Genomic DNA, 18,096 nt, shown 5'->3' with positions numbered 1-18,096 from the left:
CCGCCGATGACGTGCGACAGTGCTGGAATGCACTCCAGCATCCCGGAGAGCGCGTCGCGCCTCGCCGAACTGCCGCACCGCCTGCTCGCCGCCGAGGAGACGAGCTGGTTCGACATTCCGGGCGTCCGGATCGTCGGCGCCATCCTCGGCACCGTGCTGCTGGTCGCCGCCCTCCGGTCGATGTTCGGTCGCCGCTAGCGGTCGGGGGTCGATCAGGCGGAGACGTCCAGCTCGGTACGCACCGTGGTCTGGTCCACGTCCGACGTCCGTACGGTGACCCCCATCTCCCATCGGCCGGGCAGCGGCAGCGTGACGGTACCGAGGTAGTGACCTGGCCCGGCGTTGGTCAACGGCACGGTGAGCGGGCCGAGGTCCTTGGCGGGCAACCGCAGCGACACCCGCAGTTCGGCTACCGCCCTGGCCCGGCGGGTTGCGTCCAGCACCGAGACGTGCACGGTCGCCGGGCCGATCCGGCGCGGCAGCACGTCGATCGCGAGCAGGCCCGTGGCGGCGGCCCCGGAGCCGGTGTCGAACGGAATCATCTCCGGTGCCGCCGGAGTACCGTCGGTCTGGGCGAGAGCCGGCCGACCGTCGCCGCCCGATCCGACGCGTCCGTCGACGAGTCCGGCGGGGCCGCGCTGGCGGGCCTCGTACACCACCTTGGCCGGCGGCGTCGCGACCAGTGCCGCGGTCAGACCCAGTACCGCCAGCCCGAGACCGGCTTCCATCGACACCCGCCGTTGGAAGTGGTAAAGCTGATGCGGATCGGGCCCACCCGGATGGCCCCGCCGCCCGGCGGGCCGCCGGCCACTCCCGCCCACGGCGTACTGCCGGTGCACCCAGGAACGGGCGAGGTAGCCGAGGGCGAGCAGCACGAGGACGACGCTCAGCTTGGCCAGCAGCAGCCGGCCGTACGGGGTCTCCAGCAGTGCCGGGACGGTCCGGACCTGTCGCCAGAGCTGGAACAGGCCGGTGGCGACGAGTAGCGCGACGCTGATCATCGCGGTGCGGGAGAAGACCGGCACCGCGCTCCGCATCGCGGCGAGGTCCCGGGACGGCAGCAGTGCCCCCACGAGTACCGCCAGGCCGCCGAGCCAGACGGACATCGCGACCAGGTGGACCACGTCGGAGGCGAGGGCCAGCGCGGTGAACTCGCCGACGGCGCTGTGGTTGGCCACGCCCCAGGTCGCCGCCAGGGCAGCCCCGGCGGCGAGGACCGCGACCGGCGGCAGCCATCCGGTACGCCGGTCCGCCGGGTCCCCGGCGGCGGCCAGTCTGCGCAGCAGCAGTACCAGCGCCGGTGCCAGCAGGAGCAGCAGCCCCACCCGGACCAGCAGGGCCGCGCCGAGCCGGGTGTCGAGGGTGCTGGCCAGCAGGTCGGGGTCGAATGTGCGGCCCAACGGCAGGTCTGCCAGGTACGGACCGTAGCTGAGGAAGGCTCCGACGGCGCCGGCCAGCGAGGCTGCCCAGCCGGCCCAGATCAGGCGGCGTACCGCACGTCGCCCGGCACCGACCGGCCAGCCGTGGCTGACGAAGAAGGCGGCGCCGATCAGCAGGGCCAGGGCCAGGAAGGCGATCCACCGGACGATGCCGTACACCGGGCCGGTGGCGGATCCGGACGACCCCGCCCCCGGCGGCCGGCCCGTCCCGGTGGCACCGGTCCCGGCACTGCCGACCGTGAAGGTGTACGCACCGCTCACCGGATGGCTGTCCGCGGAGATGACCCGCCAGGAGACTGCGTAGCCGCCATCGGGCAGTTCACCGCGCAGCGGCACGTCGACCGTGGTCCGGTCCCCGGACGGATGGCTCGGCTCACCGGTCGGCACCAACTCGCCCCCGGAGTCGTACAGGCGGAACCCCGCCACCGCCACCGTGACCGGCTCGGTGAACTGTAGTTGCAGTCGTTCCGGCGATCGCCGGTAGACCTGTCCGTCGGCCGGAGTGGACCGGATCAGGTCGGCGTGCGCCCACGCCGGTGTCGGAGCGGCGAGCCAGACCAGCACGGTGCCGACCAGGCTGGCCAGCACCGTGGCCACCAGCCTGGCCAGCAGCCAACCGGCGTTGGTCACGGCGCCGGGCGGACGCAGCGGGTGACGGGTCATCGGATGCCCTTCGATAGGGAGGTTGGGGATCGGGAGTACCGGCCCGGCCGGGCGTTGGCCGGACCGGGCCGGTACGCGGAACCGTCACGCCGATCGCGACGAGGTGCTCAGGCCGTCGGATCGACGACCGGTCGGGCGACCACGAGCCACCACCGGTCAGGCGGTTACATCGACGACCGTCACCAGACCGATCATCCCGTCCGGTCCTTCGGAGTGCGAGAAGATGTGGCAGTGCAGCAGCCACTTCCCGACTTCCTTCGGCTGGAAAATGATGTCGAAGGTCTGCCCCGGCGCCACCGTCACCGTGTCCGCCGTGTACGGCGTGCCGAGCTTGACGCCGTCCTGGGCGACCACCTGGAATGACATGCCGTGCAGGTGCATCGGATGCATCTGCTCCGGACCGGTGCCGACCAGCCGGATGTGCACCCGTTGCCCCACCCGCGCCGCCAGCGGCGCCGTCGCCGGGTACGACTTCCCGTTCAGGGTGAAGCCGTTCGAGCCGTCCCCGATGGCCAGGGTGTAGTGCCGGTCGGCGGTGATGTCACCCAGCGTCGGCGTGACCAGCAGGGCGCCGTAGAGGCCCTTGCCGACCTGGTTGCCGCCCATGTGCGAGTGGTACCAGTGGGTGCCGGTGGTCTTCGCCGTCCACTCGTAGGTGTAGATCTCCCCCGGCATGATGTGCGGCTGGGTGATGTCCGGGACCCCGTCCTGCGAGTTCGGCAACTCCATGCCGTGCCAGTGCACCGCGGTGTGCTCCGGCAGGTTGTTCTGCACGATGAACCGGAGCCGGTCCCCCTCGTTGACCTTGAGGGTGGGCCCCGGGACTATGCCGTTGAACGCGTACGCCGGCCGTACCACCCCGGCCGACACCTCCAGGTCGAGCGGCGCCATACAGAGCTTGAACACCTTCACCCCGCCGATCACCTCGAAGGTCGCCAACCGGGTGCCGTCACCCTGTGCGGCGCCGACGGTCGGGCTCTGGCACGGCGGCGCGCCCGGGGGTGGCCCGGTGGGGGTGGCGGTCGGGGGCACGGTGGGACCGACCGTCGGTGTGGCGGTGGGACCGACCGTCGGGCTCGGGCCCGGCGTGGTGGGTCTGGGCGTGGTCGGGGTCGGCCCGGCGGTGGTCGGCGGTGCGGTACCCGCGTTGATGGTGCCGAGCATGTAGGGATGGTTGCCGCAGAAGTAGGAGTACGAGCGGGCCGCGCTGACCGTCACGGTGAAGGTCGCGCCGGGCGGCATGTCCGGGGACGTGAAGTCGCCCCGGATCATGTGCAGCGTTCCGTCGGTCTCCTGATTGACGAAGGTCACCGTGTCGCCGGGGGCCACGTTGAGCACCTCCGGGCTGAACGCGAAGTTCCTGATCACAACCGTGTGGTTGGCGGCCATCGCCATCTGCGGTACGAAGATCGCCGCGCCTGCCGCGACGACCGCGAGGCCCAGCAACGCGGCCAGGACGAGCCGGCGTACCGGCGGGGACGTACTTCTCAACACCTGTCGGACGGCGGTGCGCCAGCCCGGCAAGCTCGGGTCGGACATGGGGTCTCTCCTCATCTACCCTGGTGAGAGCGCGCGGCATCACGAACAGCCGACGACGGCTGCCCGGCAGCACGCGGTGTTGTCCGCCCTGAGCGAGGGAGGGACCGTCCGCTTTACGGTCCCTCCCTCCCCTTCAGGCGGGTCCGGCTAGGAACAGATGCCGGTGTTGATGGGGTTGAGCTGCGCGCAGGTGAGCTGGTTGGCCATGCTGGCCGGGGTGTTCTGGACCCAGCCGTTGTAGACGATCGGGAAGGCGAAGACGCCCTGACCGCCGAGGCCGTTGTAGCCGGTCACGGTGTCGTCGGTGGCGGTGCCGGGGCCGGAGTTCAACACCATCCGGCCGACGATCGTCGCGTCGATCGGATTGCCGTCACCGTTGGGGTCGCCGTCGACCACCGACATCGCGTTGGAGAACTTGCTCGACACGTACGCGTAGTAGCCGCCGCCCTGCTTGGCGCCGAAGTTGATGCCGTGGCAGCCGGAGTCGCAGGCCAGGGTCTTGACGACCCTGTCCGTCTCGGTGTCGATGACCATGATGTTGCTGGTCAGCGTGTTGGCCACCAGGACGTACTGGCCGTCCGGACTGACCGGGATCTGGATCGGCAGCCCGCCGAACGGCCCGCTGGTGGCGCCGCTGACCGGGTCGTACGTGTCCCACAGGTCGATCGCCTTGTAGCCGACCGCGCTTCCGCCGTCGGAGCGGCAGGCGGGCCCGGCCAGCGAGATGCAGGAGACGCTCTGGCCAAGGAAGTTCGCCACGTAGTACTTGGAGCTGTCCGGCATCATGCCGGTCGCGATCGGCAACTCCTCGGTCTGCATCTTGGTGATCCCGCCGGTGGGCACGTCCACCACGGTCGAATCGTGATGGTTGACGTTCGGCGTCACCATCGTCTGGCCGTCCGCGCTCATCCAGTGCGCGTGCGGGTGCGCCGGGGTCTGGCCCGGGCCCTGCACCAGGATTCTCCGGTCGATCGCCGTCCCGCCGGGACTCAACTCGACCACGGCGTTACCGGCGTTGATCGCCACGTGCAGTTGGTCGGTATCGGTCCGGGTCATCACGTGTGACGGGTCCGGACCGACCTGGATGGTCCGGACCAACTGCCCGGTCGTCCGGTTGAACACCGTGAGCCGGTCCGAGAACCATTCCGTCTGATAGATGTACTGACCGTCCTTGTCGCTCCACATGTTGTGCGGGTTGTTCATGTTGATCTGCGGCAGCGCGACCTTCCGGGCCACCGTCCAGTTCTGCACGTCGACTCTGGTGGCCGCGCCCGATTTGGTCTTGCCGGCGTACTTCTCCATCTGGGTGTCGATCCAGACCTCGCCGACCCCGGGCACCGCCGGCCGCTGGGTCAACGCCGGCAGGGTCACTCCTTCGCCGAACTTGCTCTCGTAGAAGGCGTCCAGCAGGGGGACCAGCACGGGTTGGCCGCTGCCGTCGTACATCAGGATCGGTGCCGGCGGGTACGACGGATTCCACTGCCGTTCCTCGCTGTTGCTGTAGTTCTGCCAGTTGCTCGGCGAAGTGATCCGGAAGAACTTCTGCACCAACTGCTGCACCACGTCCGAGGAACTCGGCACCACCATGCCGCCCTTGACCGCGACGTTCAACTGCTTGCCGAAGTCGAGACCGGGCGTCAACGGATCGTCGACCACGACCGCCCCGAGCATGTACGGATGGATCTTGCACGCCCAGGCGTACAGTCCCGGCTCGACCAGCGACGTCTCGACGTCGCCGATGAAGGCGCTGCCCTGGTCGAACGCCTGCGCGCCGACCGGCCAGATGAGACTGGTGACCGAGTGCGCGGAACCCGCCTCCGGTGCCGCCACCTTGAACTTCGCCTTCGGGGTCAGGCTCAGGTCACGCGGCGCCAGCTCTCCCAGATCCTCCAGAGTCTCCATCAGGTTGAGCCCGACCGGCAGGCTCGACAGCGGTATCGCCTCGCTCGAACTGCGACTACCGATCTGTTGCCGCAGTTGCTCGACCTGTGCCTTGGCCTGCTGGACGGTGGGGTTGAGGAAACCGAGCAACCCACCCGCGTCGTCGATCGCGTCGGTGAGCTGATCCAGGTTGAGCAGGGTGGTGAGGTCGACGCCGAGGCTGCCCAGCAGCGGCGCCTCACCGTCGAGGATGGGCAGGTTGACCAGCTCACCGAGGTTCCCGTTGAGCAGCGGAACGGAGTCGAGCGGCAACTCGAGGAGCCTCGTCCGGGGCGTCACCGCGACGCCCAGCGAGTTCGTGCCGAACAGCGTCGCGCCGGTGTCGAACCAGGCGCCCTGGTTGTCGGTGAGGTCGAACATGACGGGAATGCCGACGCCGACCGGATTGGCCTGCACCGACACCGGTACGCCGAGACCGGCGATGACCAGGGTCGGCACCATCAGCCAGGACCATCGTTTCCGAGTGGCCTCTCTCCGTGCGGCGCGCACACCATCAGGTGGGGGATGCATCTGGGCTCCTCCTAGACAAGAGACATCTGCGGCGGTGGAGGCGTCGATGCGACCCACCACCGCAGCCGCCGGGGGACCGACGGTGGCCGGCCTGTCTGTTCAACCGGCCACAGCGCCAGCAGGCCAGCCGGCCGTTACACGAGTTCGCCGAAAGCGCGAAATACTCGATTAACGAAACTCTTCAATGCTTTGGTCGCGAATGTGCGCGGGACGAAACACCGGAGAACGCGACGCCGAAGACCGCGGCGGACCGAGGAGGTCGTGATCGTGACCGAGACGCTGCGCCCGGTCCGGCCGCCGTCAACCCACGTTACCCGGCCCGGTCGCGAGCGCCCAGGTGGAGATGTCGTCGGTCGACAAGTGCGGAGAGCTTCGCCGGTGCCGTTTCGGGGCGGGACCGTCGGGGTACCTCCGGCGACCGATGAAGCTGCCACCCCTGCACGCCACCCGGCTCCGCCGTACCGCCCGGCACCGATTCGGCTGGCGATCGTTGCGCCCCGACCAACTCACGGCGATGCGTGCGGTGATGCGCCGCCGGGACGCTCTCGTCGTACTGCCGACCGGGGCCGGAAAATCCGCCGTCTACCAGGTACCGGCGATGCTGCTGACCGGACCGACGGTGGTGATCTCGCCGCTGCTGGCCCTCCAGCAGGACCAGATCGCCGCGCTCAACGACCGTGACCGACCGGAACTGCGCGCGGTACGGATCAGCTCGGCGGAGAGCCCCGGGCAGCAGGCCGCCGCCCTGGACGAGATCCGGTCCGGCCGGGCCCGGTTCCTCTTCACCACCCCGGAACAGCTCAGCAACCCGGAACGGCTGGCCGAGGTACGCGCGCTGCGCCCGGCCCTGGTCGCGGTCGACGAGGCGCACTGCATCTCCGCCTGGGGGCACGACTTCCGCCCCGACTACCTGGCACTGGGACACCTGATCCGCGAGTTGGGCCGCCCGCCGGTGGTCGCGCTGACCGCCACCGCGTCACCGCCGGTCCGGGACGACATCGTCGGCCGGCTCGGCCTGCGCAGACCCCGGGTGGTGGTCTCCGGGCTGGACCGGGCCAACCTGTTCCTGGAGGTGGCGAACTGCGCCACCGAGGACTACCGGTGGCGGCGGCTGCTCGCACTGCTCCGCGCCGAGTCCCGCCCCGGGATCGTCTACGTGCCGACCCGGCGGGCCGCCGAGGAACTCGCCGAGCGGCTGACCGGCGCCGACTTCCCGGCGAAGTACTACCACGGCGGGATGCCGGTCGGCGCCCGCGAGGAACTGCACGAGGACTTCCTCGCCGACCGGGTACCGATCATGGTCGCCACGTCGGCGTTCGGAATGGGCATCGACAAGCCGGACATCCGCTGGGTGGCGCACATGGCGCTGCCGGACGCGCCGGACAGCTATCTCCAGGAGATCGGCCGGGCCGGCCGGGACGGCGAACCGGCTCGCGCGCTGCTGCTGTGGCGGGCCGAGGACGTCGGGCTGCGCCGCTACTTCACCGGCGGCGCCCCGGACCCGGAGGAGCTGCGCGACCTCGCCGCGCTGCTCCGGGACGGCCCGACCACCCGGAGCGCGCTGCGGGAGCGGACCGGACTCGGCGCCCGCAAGCTCGGCCAACTCCTCGCCCTGCTGGAACAGGTCGGTGCCGCCGACACCCGCCCGGACAACCGGCTCGGCAGCCCCCGGTACGCTCCGAAGCCCGCCGACGCGGCCACCGCCGCGCTGGCCGAGGCGGAACGGCAGCAGACGGTACAGCGGTCGCGTACCGACATGATGCGGGCGTTCGCCGAGACCCGGAGCTGCCGGGGGCAGATCCTGCTGGCGTACTTCGGCGAGCGGCTGCCGAAACCCTGCGGGCACTGCGACAACTGCCACGCCGGACTGGACGCCGCCGCGCCGTCGACCGGCACCGGTACGACCCGGGGCGGCGGCTCCGGCCGGCAAGGTCGCCGTAACGGGCCGAAGGCCGACGAGCCCTTTCCGGTACACAGCGCGGTCCGGCACACCGAGTGGGGCTCCGGGATGGTGCTCGGCTACGAGGACGACCGGATGACCGTGCTCTTCGACGAGGTCGGCTACAAGACCCTCTCGGTGCCGGTGGTCAGCGAGCAGGGCCTGCTGGAGCCGGTAGACGACTGATCTACGGTGTCCCGGGGTACGGGTCACAGGACGCCGTACGGCGATTCGGTTTGCCCTCGGCCACGCCGTGCCGTGGGATGTGATGGTTTGTTCTCAGTGGAGGGAGGTTGCCGTGACCGAGCAACCGCTGTACGCGAGCGAGTTCGGGTTCTCCGACGACGAGTGGGGGCTGCTCGTGGGCCTGCCGCAGTCGGTGCTGACCGCGGCCAGTGCCGCGGAGTCGGACGGCGGCCGCCGGACCCGGACGGAGAACGCCGCCGGGCTGGAGAGCATCGCCGCCGGACGGGAGTCGGCCAGCCCGCTGGTCGCCGCCGTCGCCGGGGAGCTGATCACCCGGGTCGGCGACCCGGAGGTGGGCGAGGAACTGCCGGCGATCGAACCGGACGACCCGAAGGCACTGATCGCCGACGTACTGAGCCGGGCGCAGAGCGCGTCGAAGCTGCTCGCCGGCCGGGTCTCCGAGGGCGAGGCCGGGGCGTACCGGCACTGGCTGCTGACCATCGCCGAGCAGGTGGTGACCGCCGCGTCGACCGGCGGGGTACTCGGCCTCGGCGGCGACGAGGTGACCGAGTCGGAGCGACGCTTCCGCGACGAGCTGGCGCACGTACTCAACGACTGAGCGCCGGAACGACACCGCCCCCGTACCGGGTCCGGTACGGGGGCGTGCTGCTGCCTGTCTGGGTCAGCGGGTCGGGACGTCGCGGACGAACGCGCGCCAGGCGGCCGGGCCGAAGGCCAGCGCCGGTCCGGCCGGGTCCTTGCTGTCCCGTACGCCGACGATCTCGGGGAGGTTCTTCGCCACCTCGACGCAGGTGGACCCGCCGTTGCTGCTGCGGGTCGACTTCCGCCAGATGGCTCCGGTCAGGTCTGCCATGTCGCTGCCACTTCCTTGATCAGTCGGAGGGTCTGCTCGGTGGGCAGGGCTACCGCCCGAACGGCTTCCCATGTCTCTTCGAGGGTATCAATCTCGTCCTGTTGAGTGACGACGTGCGCGCGAAGCCGATCGTCCAGGTGTGCCGCCTCCCCGGACGGCCCCTTGGCCAGGATGAAACCTCCGGCGAGCCCGACGTGGCCTCCGGCGCTGGCCGGTACCGCCTGGAGGTGGATGTGCGGGCGTTCGGCGAACTGGACCAGGCGGTCGCACTGTTCGGCCATGACCGCCGGGCCGCCGACGCAGCGGCGCAGCACCGCCTCGTCGACCATGACGAAGAACTGCGGCGGTTTCGATCCGGCGAGGATGCCCTGCCGCTCCATCCGGGACTGGGTACGCTGCTCCACCTCGTCGGTGGTCATCAGGCCGCCCCAGCCGAGGACGGCCCGCGCGTACGCCTCGGTCTGCAACAGGCCGGGCACGAGCGCCGGCTCGAACCAGCGGAGTAACCGTGCCTCCCGCTCGATTTCGAGCCACTCGCGCAGCCAGGCCGGTTCGCGGCGACGCAGTACGTCCGGCCAAAGGTCCCCTATGTCCCTGCCGACGGCTTCCGCGACCTGGGCACGATGCCGGGTCTGCGGGATCCGTCCGGGCGTCACCCAGCGCGCCGCCGTCTTGGGATCCACGCCGATCCGGCCGGCGAGCGATTCGGCCGTCTGACCGGCCTCGGCCATCGCAACCTTGAGAGCGTGGTTCATTCCAGCTCCTAACCGGACGTACCCAACGAATGAAGGCCATTCCGTGGCGCGGTGTGATTGTTCCATCACGCGGCGCAGGCTTCAATCCATGGCGCCTCCGCTCGGACCCATCACCCGCAGCACATCGCCAGGACGGGCGGAGGTTGCCGACGGGGGTGGCGCCAGCAGGGTCGGGATGCCCTGGCGCCGCCCCCGTCTCCATTGCCTCGGAGGGAGAGACAGCATGCGACCGATCCGGCGAGACAGGCCGCGCCACCGCCGCGACTGGCGCCGACTCTGGCGGTACTGCCGATGCGGGTGGCGCTGGCGCTGCCCCGACTCGATCGACCTCGTGCCGATGCCGTACTCGCCAACGGTGCCGCCGCTCGACCGCACCGCCCACCGCGCGGCCGTCGTTTCCGAGCCCTCGTACCCGGGCGCCCCGCAGGCTCCTCCCCCAGCCGTCCGCTGTTCCTGTGCCGCGAGTGCGGCGCGAAGTGGCCGTGCCAACCGGCCAGGCTCGTGCTGCTCGTCGCCTACCGGGACAACCTCGCCGGACTGCGCGGCATGCTGACGAACAAGCTGGCCCTGGCCCTGGCGGACGAACCCCAGGCCGACCCGGACGGCCTGACCGCCCGCTTTCTCGGCTGGCTGCCCGACGGCCGCTGACGCCATCGCTCACCTGTACGTCAGAGGCGCTACCACTGGCCGGTAGCGCCTCTGACGTACAGGTGAGCCGGCGTCCCCGGGCGAACGACCCCACGACACGGCCGGCGACCGGCGTCGGACGAGCCGGCGGCGCGTCAGGTGCCGGGCCAGCAGAGGGGCAGGACGGCGCCCCGCCAGTTATCGGGCCAGCAGCGCGAGTACGGCGCGTTCGGCGTCGGCGTCGGTGCTGTCCGGGGTCACCTCGGCGACCGTGCCGCTCTGGTAGAGGTCGATCAGACGGGGGTCCACGTAGGATGCCCGGGCCACCGCCGGGGTGTTGCCGAGCCGGCCGGAGACCCGGCGCATCGCCTCGGCGATCACCCGGCGCCGGGCGGTCACCGACTGCTGCGGCCCCGCCTCGGCGAGCGCCCGGGACGCCCACAGGGTCGCGTGCCAGGTCCGGAAGTCCTTCGCCGTCATCTCACCCCCGCTGGCCGTCCGCAGGTAGTCGTTGACCTCGTCGCTGCGGACGTCCCGCCAGCTCCGGCCGTCCCAGTAGCCGAAGAGCCGCTGGGCAGCGCGCCTGCGTCGGCGCAGTTCCCGCAGCACCCGGCACGCCTCGGTGTCGTCGATCCGGAGCACCTGGTCGATGCCCCCCTTGGCCGGAAAGGCGAAGACCACTGCGCCGTGCCGGCACCGGGTGTGCTCGGGCCGGAGGGTGGCCACCCCGTACGTGGGGTCGTCGCCGGCCGCGTACTGGTCGCTGCCGATCCGGAAGGTGCCCATGTCCAGCAGCCGAGCCACCGTCGCCAGTACCCGGGGACGGCGCAGTCCCCGCCCGGCCAGGTCGGCGCAGACCTGTTCGCGCAGCACCGGCAGCCGGGCGGCGACCTCCAGTACGTGGTCGAACTTCGCCTGGTCACGCCGGAGCCGCCAGGTCGGGTGGTAGAGGTACTGCCGGCGACCGGCCGCGTCGATGCCGACCGCCTGGATGTGCCCGGCCGGATGCGGGCAGATCCAGACGTCCTTCCAGGCCGGTGGGATCACCAGTTCACGGAGCCGGGTCAGCTCGTCCCGGTCCCGGATCGGCCGCCCCTCGGTGTCCAGGAAGACCACGCCGCGACCGTGCCGGCGCCGTCCGTACCCGGGGGCCGACAGGTCACTACGCCGCAACCGCACGGCGACCCCGCCCCACCCGTTCAACCTCATCCGCCGCCGCCAACACCTCGTCCACTCCGATCGCGGCGAGCCCCGGGTGGATCTGTGAGCGGTCGGCCGGCTCCCGGGCTCCGGTGAACCCCGCCGCCCGGTGCAGGGCACGATGCCATGGCCGGTTCGGCGGCGGGCCCCAGAGCTGCGGCCGAATCGGCCCGAACAGCACCACCGACGGCGTCCGGTACGCGGTGGCCAGGTGCGCGACGCCGGTGTCCGTACTCAGCACCAGGCGGGCGTGCGCGACCACGGCGGCCAACTCCAGCAGGGTGAGCCGGCCGGCGAGTACCGCCGTCGCCGGCAGTCCGGCGCTGCTCGCCACCCGTTCGGTCAGGTGCCGCTCATCGGGTGAGCCGGTCACCACCACCCGGTGCCCGGCCCGGGTCAGCTCCCGAGCCAGCGTGCCGAACCGGGCCGCCGACCAGCGGCGCGCGGTGCCCTTGCCGCCGGGGTGCACGACGGTCACCCCGACCGGCACCCGCCGGGGCGCCGGGCGGTGCAGGTCCAGGTCGTCCGGGTCGCACTCGACGCCGTACCAGCTCAGCAGCCGGCACCAGCGGCGTACCTCGTGCTCCTCCGCCCGCCAGGCCGGGCCGTCGTGGTGGCCGGCCTCGGCACAGTGGTAGCCGCAGAGCCGTTCCGGGTCGGCGGCGGCGAGCAGCCGGTGCGACTGCGGACCCCGACCGTGCAGGTTGACCGCCCAGTACGGTGCCGGCCCGGCCCAGTCGACCGGGTCCAGCCCGTCGGTCGGCACCACGTTGTCCACGTCGCCGACCAGTTCCACCAGCGGGGTGAGCCAGTCCGGGGCGGCCACCGTCAGGGTGTGCTCCGGAAACGCGGCGCGCAGCCCGCGCAGCGCCGGCACCGCCGTCGCCAGGTCACCCACCCCGAGCGCCCGCAGCACCAGGATCACGGATAGGACGTTTCCCGGTCGGCGCAGACCACCATCTCCCGGATCGCGCATCCGGGCGGCTGGCGCAGGGCGAAGAGTACGGCGTCGGCGACGTGTGCCGGCTCGTTCAGCGCGGCGTCGTCACCCGGCCGGTACTGCGGGTCGCGCTCGTCGAAAAAGGCCGTACGCATCCCGCCCGGCACCAGCAGCGTCACCCCGACCGTCCCGGCCAGTTCGGCGGCGAGCGCCCGGGTGAAGCCCACCACCCCGAACTTGGCCGCGCAGTACGCGGTGGCGTCCCCGACCGCCTTGACGCCGAGGGTCGAGGCGACGGTGACCACCGTGCCGCGCGAGCGTTCCAGATAGGGCAGTGCGGCCCGGATGACGGCGGCGGTGGCCAGCAGGTCGACGGTGACGACCCGTTCCCAGGTCTCCGCCGGCACCTCACCGAGCCGTCCCGGCACGTCGACTCCGGCGGCGGTGACCACCCCGGCGAGTCCGCCGGCCTGCTCGGCGAGTTGCCGGGTCGCCGCCTCGGCGGCCCGGGTATCCGCGAGGTCGCAGTGCAGCCACGGGGTGGGCGCGACCGGCGGCTGCCGGTCGAGCACCAGCGGTCGCCCGCCCGAGTTGGCGATCGCGGCCACCACCGCCGCGCCGAGCCCGCTGGACCCGCCGCTGACCAGCACCGCACCGCCGAGGGCACCGGCAGCGGCGGCGGCACCGGTGGCCGACGAGACGTCACCGGGCCGGCCGGACAGCGCGCCGCCGGCCCCGTCGAGTCCGCCGCTCACCGGGCCCGTCCCACCGGTCGGCGGCCGGCCCGGGCGGCGGCGATCATCCCGGTGGTGGAGCGCCCGTCCAGATAGGGCACCACGACGGTGTGGCCGCCCCAGCGGTGCATGATCTCGGCCTCCGGCAGGTCCGGCCCGTCGGCACCGGTGCCATAGTCGCCGCCCTTGACCCAGATGTCCGGCCGCAGCCAGGCCAGCGCCGCGTGCGGGGTGGACTCGTCGAAGACCACCACCGCGTCCACGCAGCCGAGCGCGGCCAGCAGCCGAGCCCGGTCGGCGTGCCGGACCAGCGGCCGGTCCGGACCCTTGAGCCCGGCCACGCTGTCGTCGGAATTGACGCAGACGACCAGGCAGTCGCCGAGTTGCCGGGCCGCCTCCAGGGTTGCCACGTGCCCCGCGTGCAGCAGGTCGAAGCAGCCGCCGGTGGCCACCACCGTGCCGCCGGCGGCCCGGACCCGGGCGACCACCTCACCGGCGGCCCGGGGGCCGATCCGGTCACTCCAGTCCACCGCCGTGATCGGCACGGTGTCCAGTTGGTGAGCAGCAGCCCCGGTACGGCCGCGTCCCAGCTCACCGGGCCGCCCCATTGCACCGGCACCGTCGCCGGAAGCCGCCGGGACCGGGTCGCCGGGAGCCGCCCGGGAGCCGTCGGGCATCGCGCCGGGGCCGCCGGAAGCCGGCCCTGCTCCGGTACGCACCGTCGCGCCCCGGGCCGGAGCCGCCGGTACGGCACTGGCCACCCCGCCGGCCGCCACATAGCCGGACGCCTCGGCGACGGCAAGCTGCACCGCCTCGGAGACCAGCGCCCCGTCGGCCAGCGCCACGGTGGCGGTGGCGGCGAACCGGTCACCGGCACCGCAGGTGTCGCCGTCGGCGCAGGTCGGCGACGGCACCGCCAGCGGCGTCGACCCGGCGTGGCAGAGCAGCGCGCCCTCGCCACCCATCGTCACCACCACCGCACCGACCCGCCAGCGCTGGCGCAGCGCCTGGGCGCACCGAGCCGCGCTGACCAGCCGGGAGCCGCCGGTCGCCACCCCGGCGAGTTCCCGGGCCTCCACCTCGTTCGGGGTGGCCAGCCGTACGCCGGGCACCGCCGCCGGACCGCGCGGATGCGGATCCCAGACGATCGGCGCGGCGGTGCCGGCCAGCGCGGTACGCAGGGCCGGCAGCCGGGCCACGCCCCGGCCGTAGTCGCTGACCAGGATCCCGGCCGCCCCGGCCAGCAGGTCGAGTACGGCCTCGCTCGGCTCTCCGGGTGGCCCGGCCGGACCGCCCCGGTCGTGCCGGAGCAGCACCCGGCCCCGGGTGCGCAGCCGGATCTTCTCCGGGGTGGCTCCGGGCAGCGGCAGCCCGTAGACCTGCACCCCGGCCGCGGTGAGCAGGTGACTCAGCCGGGCCGCCCCCTCGTCGTCGGCGAGCGCGGTGACCAGGGCGACCTCGTAGCCGCGCCCGGCGGCGAAGAGCGCGGCCAGCCCGGCACCGCCCGGCCGGTCGACGCTGTTGTTCTCGTCCAGCACCGGCACCGGCGAGTCCGGGCAGAGCCGGTTGACCACGCCCTCCACGTCCCGGTCGAGCAGCGTGTCGCCGACAACCACGATCGTCCCGGTCACGGCACCTCCTCGGGCCCGGCCGGCCGGAGCGTCCCCGGCACCCGCAGCACCAACTCGTCCTCGACCCCGGACGGGCGTACCGGGCCGGCGCCGGCCGGGCGTACCGGATCGGGGCCGGCACCGGGCGAGGCCGCCGCCCGGGCCACCGCCGGGACCGGACCGGCGTGGCTGGCCGGGCCGAACGGCACCGGCAGGTACGCGTCGACGTAGCCGCAGAGCACGTGCGCCGAGACCAGGTGGAGTTCCTGCACCACCTGGCTGTCCGGGCAGGGCACGGCGAGCACCTCCGTGCAGGCGTCGGCGAGCGGGTTCGGGGTCGGGCCGGTCAGCGCCCAGCAGCGCATCCCCAGCTCCCGACCGGCCCGGGCCGCCCGGACCAGGTTGGCGCTGCGCCCGCTGGTGGAGAGCAGCAGCAGGACGTCGTCGGGGCGGCCGTGCGCGCGTACCTGCCGGGCGAAGACCTCGTCGAAGCCGTAGTCGTTGCCGATAGCGGTCAGCGAGGAGGTCTCGGCGCAGAGCGCGATCGCCGACAGCGGGGCCCGGTCGTCGCGCAGCTTGCCGACCAGCTCGGCGGCGAGGTGTTGCGCCTCGGCCGCGCTGCCGCCGTTGCCGGCGACCAGGATCCGACCGCCGCCGGCGAGCAGCCGGGCGAGTTCGTCGCCCCAGCGGGCCAGCCGGGCGGCCTCGGTCCGGTACGGCAGCAGCGCGGAGGCGAGCCCGGCCAGGTGGCTGTCCAGCACCTCCATCGACGCGGTCATCCGGCGACCACCCCGCTCGGCCGGCGCACCTCGCTGACCGCGGTGTAGACGGCGGCGATCTGGTCGGCGGTACGCGTCCAGGAGTACCAGCGGCGGGCCCGGTCCAGCGCGGCGGCGGCGTAGCCGAACCGGCGTACCCGGTCGGCGAGCAGGTCCCGCAGGGCGGTGCCGAGCGCCCCGGGATCGCGCGCCGGCACCAGGTCGCCGGTGCGCCCGTCCGCGACCGTGTCGGTGAGCCCGCCGACGGCGGTACCGACCACCGGCACGCCACAGGCCATCGCCTCCAGCGGGGTCAGCCCGAACGGCTCGTACCAGGGGGCGGCGACCAGCACGTCCGCCGACCGGTACCAGTACGGCATCTCCTCGCGGGGCACCGCGCCGATCAGGCGTACCCGGTCGGCCACCCCGACCTCCTCGGCGAGTGCCCGCAGCCGGCGGACCTGGGGGTCGTCGTCGACCTCGCCGGCCGGCGGACCGCCGACCACCACGCACTCGGCGTCCGGGACCATCGGCATCGCCCGGATCACGTCCTGGTAGCCCTTCCGCTCCACCAGCCGGCCGACGGTGAGGATCCGGGGCCGGCCGGGCACCCGGGGCACGGACGGGCCGTCCGGCGAAAAGGTCTCGTCGTTGACCCCGGACGGGATCACCGTCACCCGGGCCTGCGGCACGCCCATCCGGACCAGTTCACGAACCTCGTCCTGGCTCTGCGCGATGACCCGGTCGACCGCCCGGCCCAGCGCCCGCTCGTAGCCGACCCGGCGGGCCGGGCTGGTGTCGGCGGCGCCCTGGTGCCGCCGCTTCACCGTGCCGAGCGCGTGGTAGGTCTGCACCACCGGAATCCCGGTCTGCCGGCCGGCGGCGATCCCGGCCAGCCCGCTCATCCAGAAGTGCGCGTGCGCGACGTCCGGCACCCACTCGTCGCCGCGCCAGCGCGCCACCAGCCAGCGGCTGAAGTCCTTCATGTACGGCAGCAGCTCGTCCTTGGCGATCGGCTGCGGCGGCCCCGCCGGTACGTGCACCACCTCGACCCCGTCGCGCAGCCGTACCGCTTCGGGCGCGTCCGGGGTGTCCCGCCGGGTGTAGACCCGCACCTCGTGGCCGGCGTCGGCGAGCGCGGCGGAGAGTTCGGCGACGTGCGTGTTCTGGCCGCCGGCGTCCTCACCGCCGAGTACCGCGAGCGGGCTGGCGTGCTCGGAGATCATCGCGACGCGCATAGTTCCTCCTCCAGCAACCGGTCCCAGTCGGTGAGGAACCGGTCCAGGCCGTACCGGGCCTGCGCGACCTCGCGGGCCTGCTCCCCGAGCTGGCGGGCGGTGTCGGGCTCCTCGACGAGCTGTCGGGTGGCCGCCAGCAGGGTGTCGAGCCGCGTGGAGAGCACACCCGCCTCCGGCGGCACCGCCTCGACCGCCTCGGTGGCGGCGAGTACCACCACCGGCATGCCCATGGTCATCGCCTCGATCAGGCTCAGCCCCAGCGACGTCCACCGGCACAGGTGCAGGTACGCCCGCCGCCGGGCGATCTCCGCCTGCATCCGACCCTGCGGCAGGTCGTCGTAGACGGCGAGCCGGTCGGCCGGCAGTCCCAGCCGGTCCGGCAGCCCGGCCACACCCATGCCGAAGACGTCGAGCGGGGCGATCTCGGCGAAGAGTGGCAGCAGGTCGGTGCCGGTGACCCGCCAGCGCCGTACCGGCTCGTTGACCACCACCGCGAGCCGGTCGAGTTCACCGGTGTAGTGCGCGGTCGGTGCCACGATGCCGTGCTCGACAACCGTGGTCCGGGTGCTGCCGGTGTCCCAGTACAGCGCGTTGAAGTGCGTGACGTGCGCGATAAGCAGGTCGTCCCGGTCGGCCAGCGGGTGCCGGCTGTTCGGCACGTCCCCCTGCTTCGGGGTGTTGTGTTCGACGAAGATCGCCGGCAGGTCCCGGCCGATCCGCCGGCCCAGCCACTGCGCGACCAGGTCGATCTCCTCCGGCCGTTGCAGGATCACCAGGTCGACGTCGGCGTTGGACAGTTCCTCCGGGGTCACCTCGTCGACCGTGTCCGGCCACTGGTAGGTGCGGGCCCGGCCCAGTCCGTACGGGCCGCGGTCCGGGGTGACCGGGACGAGATAGCGGTGCTTGCCGTGCACGAAGGCGGTGGTCCAGGAGCCGTGCACGTGCCAGAGCAGGATGTTCACGGCCGCACCTCCTCGGCTCCGCAGCGCACTGTGCCGGACGGCGCGAGATTGGAGCGTGCCGGAGCGGAGAGCGCCGGACCGGAGAGCGCCGGACCGGAGCGTGCCGGGTCGGATCTGGCCGGGTCGGATCTGGCCGGGTCGGATCTGGCCGGGTCGGATCTGGCCGGGTCGGATCTGGCCG

General features: G+C 72.7%; 16 protein-coding genes and 1 pseudogene. 5 read left to right on the top strand and 12 right to left on the bottom strand.

The genetic code is table 11. The features are described from left to right. The first annotated feature begins 27 nt into the window (after positions 1-27). Positions 28-198 (top strand): hypothetical protein, encoded by a 171-nt coding sequence (locus R6Y94_RS19420; RefSeq protein ID WP_318397517.1) that lies wholly within the window; start codon positions 28-30, stop codon positions 196-198. 14 nt (positions 199-212) lie between these two features. On the opposite strand, the gene R6Y94_RS19415 is transcribed toward R6Y94_RS19420, so the two are convergent. The 3 genes from R6Y94_RS19415 to R6Y94_RS19405 all read right to left on the bottom strand — a co-directional run bounded on the left by R6Y94_RS19415 (position 213) and on the right by R6Y94_RS19405 (position 6,023). Continuing rightward, positions 213-2,102: a FixH family protein gene (locus R6Y94_RS19415; protein ID WP_318397293.1), complete on the bottom strand. Its 1,890-nt coding sequence runs from the start codon at positions 2,100-2,102 to the stop codon at positions 213-215. Between the two features lie 156 nt (positions 2,103-2,258). After that, entirely contained in the window at positions 2,259-3,641 is a 1,383-nt protein-coding gene (locus R6Y94_RS19410) for a multicopper oxidase domain-containing protein (protein ID WP_318397292.1), read from the bottom strand. A 147-nt stretch (positions 3,642-3,788) separates the two neighbouring features. Continuing rightward, the gene (locus tag R6Y94_RS19405; RefSeq protein WP_318397291.1) at positions 3,789-6,023 is read right to left on the bottom strand and encodes a YncE family protein; all 2,235 of its coding nucleotides are present in this window, start codon (positions 6,021-6,023) and stop codon (positions 3,789-3,791) included. A 490-nt stretch (positions 6,024-6,513) separates the two neighbouring features. Between R6Y94_RS19405 and R6Y94_RS19400 the strand changes: the two genes are divergently transcribed. Together R6Y94_RS19400 and R6Y94_RS19395 are read left to right on the top strand one after the other, a co-directional pair. After that, positions 6,514-8,217, top strand: coding sequence for a RecQ family ATP-dependent DNA helicase (locus R6Y94_RS19400; RefSeq protein WP_318397290.1), 1,704 nt, complete (start codon positions 6,514-6,516; stop codon positions 8,215-8,217). A gap of 112 nt (positions 8,218-8,329) precedes the next feature. Further along, complete coding sequence (locus tag R6Y94_RS19395) at positions 8,330-8,836, top strand: hypothetical protein (RefSeq protein ID WP_318397289.1); 507 nt, start codon at positions 8,330-8,332, stop codon at positions 8,834-8,836. A 63-nt stretch (positions 8,837-8,899) separates the two neighbouring features. Here R6Y94_RS19395 and R6Y94_RS19390 read toward each other — a convergent pair whose 3' ends face one another. Both R6Y94_RS19390 and R6Y94_RS19385 read right to left on the bottom strand, forming a co-directional pair. Continuing rightward, positions 8,900-9,091, bottom strand: coding sequence for a DUF397 domain-containing protein (locus R6Y94_RS19390; RefSeq protein WP_318397288.1), 192 nt, complete (start codon positions 9,089-9,091; stop codon positions 8,900-8,902). Then, positions 9,079-9,846, bottom strand: coding sequence for a DUF5753 domain-containing protein (locus R6Y94_RS19385; RefSeq protein ID WP_318397287.1), 768 nt, complete (start codon positions 9,844-9,846; stop codon positions 9,079-9,081). Before R6Y94_RS19385 ends, R6Y94_RS19390 begins: the two co-directional genes overlap by 13 nt. 501 nt (positions 9,847-10,347) lie before the next feature. Between R6Y94_RS19385 and R6Y94_RS19375 the strand changes: the two genes are divergently transcribed. After that, positions 10,348-10,494, top strand: a complete 147-nt coding sequence (locus R6Y94_RS19375; protein ID WP_318397516.1) for a hypothetical protein — start codon at positions 10,348-10,350, stop codon at positions 10,492-10,494. A 177-nt stretch (positions 10,495-10,671) separates the two neighbouring features. On the opposite strand, the gene R6Y94_RS19370 is transcribed toward R6Y94_RS19375, so the two are convergent. The 7 genes from R6Y94_RS19370 to R6Y94_RS19340 all read right to left on the bottom strand — a co-directional run bounded on the left by R6Y94_RS19370 (position 10,672) and on the right by R6Y94_RS19340 (position 17,915). Beyond that, positions 10,672-11,652: a DNA topoisomerase IB gene (locus R6Y94_RS19370; RefSeq protein WP_318397501.1), complete on the bottom strand. Its 981-nt coding sequence runs from the start codon at positions 11,650-11,652 to the stop codon at positions 10,672-10,674. Further along, positions 11,636-12,598: a glycosyltransferase family 9 protein gene (locus R6Y94_RS19365; RefSeq protein ID WP_318397286.1), complete on the bottom strand. Its 963-nt coding sequence runs from the start codon at positions 12,596-12,598 to the stop codon at positions 11,636-11,638. The genes R6Y94_RS19370 and R6Y94_RS19365 overlap by 17 nt, the downstream gene beginning before the upstream one ends. Next, positions 12,595-13,263, bottom strand: a complete 669-nt coding sequence (locus tag R6Y94_RS19360) for an SDR family oxidoreductase (protein ID WP_318397500.1) — start codon at positions 13,261-13,263, stop codon at positions 12,595-12,597. Before R6Y94_RS19360 ends, R6Y94_RS19365 begins: the two co-directional genes overlap by 4 nt. 101 nt (positions 13,264-13,364) lie before the next feature. Then, positions 13,365-14,963, bottom strand: a complete 1,599-nt coding sequence (locus tag R6Y94_RS19355) for a PfkB family carbohydrate kinase (RefSeq protein ID WP_412102819.1) — start codon at positions 14,961-14,963, stop codon at positions 13,365-13,367. 11 nt (positions 14,964-14,974) lie between these two features. Further along, the gene (locus R6Y94_RS19350; RefSeq protein ID WP_318397284.1) at positions 14,975-15,736 is read right to left on the bottom strand and encodes an SIS domain-containing protein; all 762 of its coding nucleotides are present in this window, start codon (positions 15,734-15,736) and stop codon (positions 14,975-14,977) included. After that, on the bottom strand, positions 15,733-16,953 hold the full coding sequence (locus R6Y94_RS19345) for a glycosyltransferase (protein WP_318397283.1): 1,221 nt from the start codon (positions 16,951-16,953) through the stop codon (positions 15,733-15,735). Before R6Y94_RS19345 ends, R6Y94_RS19350 begins: the two co-directional genes overlap by 4 nt. Next, complete coding sequence (locus R6Y94_RS19340; protein WP_318397282.1) at positions 16,938-17,915, bottom strand: glycosyltransferase; 978 nt, start codon at positions 17,913-17,915, stop codon at positions 16,938-16,940. The genes R6Y94_RS19345 and R6Y94_RS19340 overlap by 16 nt, the downstream gene beginning before the upstream one ends. Between R6Y94_RS19340 and R6Y94_RS45170 the strand changes: the two are divergent. Next, positions 17,853-18,068: pseudogene (locus R6Y94_RS45170) on the top strand (hypothetical protein); the annotation flags it as partial. The gene R6Y94_RS19340 and the pseudogene R6Y94_RS45170 overlap by 63 nt on opposite strands. Positions 18,069-18,096: the final 28 nt, after the last annotated feature.

It is taken from the genome of Plantactinospora sp. KLBMP9567, from assembly GCF_033446045.1.
Classification (GTDB): Bacteria; Actinomycetota; Actinomycetes; order Mycobacteriales; family Micromonosporaceae; genus Plantactinospora.
Note: the sequence above shows the minus strand (reverse complement) of the source record. Positions and strands in the feature narration are given on the sequence as shown.

Bases quoted from the DNA above. Each gene is read 5' to 3' on its own strand.
- R6Y94_RS19400 (WP_318397290.1), top strand. From the start codon at position 6,514: ATGAAGCTGCCACCCCTGCACGCCACCCGGCTCCGCCGTACCGCCCGG.
- R6Y94_RS19415 (WP_318397293.1), bottom strand. From the start codon at position 2,102: ATGACCCGTCACCCGCTGCGTCCGCCCGGCGCCGTGACCAACGCCGGT.
- R6Y94_RS19350 (WP_318397284.1), bottom strand. From the start codon at position 15,736: ATGACCGCGTCGATGGAGGTGCTGGACAGCCACCTGGCCGGGCTCGCC.
- R6Y94_RS19410 (WP_318397292.1), bottom strand. From the start codon at position 3,641: ATGTCCGACCCGAGCTTGCCGGGCTGGCGCACCGCCGTCCGACAGGTG.
- R6Y94_RS19390 (WP_318397288.1), bottom strand. From the start codon at position 9,091: ATGGCAGACCTGACCGGAGCCATCTGGCGGAAGTCGACCCGCAGCAGC.
- R6Y94_RS19345 (WP_318397283.1), bottom strand. From the start codon at position 16,953: ATGCGCGTCGCGATGATCTCCGAGCACGCCAGCCCGCTCGCGGTACTC.
- R6Y94_RS19405 (WP_318397291.1), bottom strand. From the start codon at position 6,023: ATGGTGCCGACCCTGGTCATCGCCGGTCTCGGCGTACCGGTGTCGGTG.
- R6Y94_RS19420 (WP_318397517.1), top strand. From the start codon at position 28: ATGCACTCCAGCATCCCGGAGAGCGCGTCGCGCCTCGCCGAACTGCCG.
- R6Y94_RS19385 (WP_318397287.1), bottom strand. From the start codon at position 9,846: ATGAACCACGCTCTCAAGGTTGCGATGGCCGAGGCCGGTCAGACGGCC.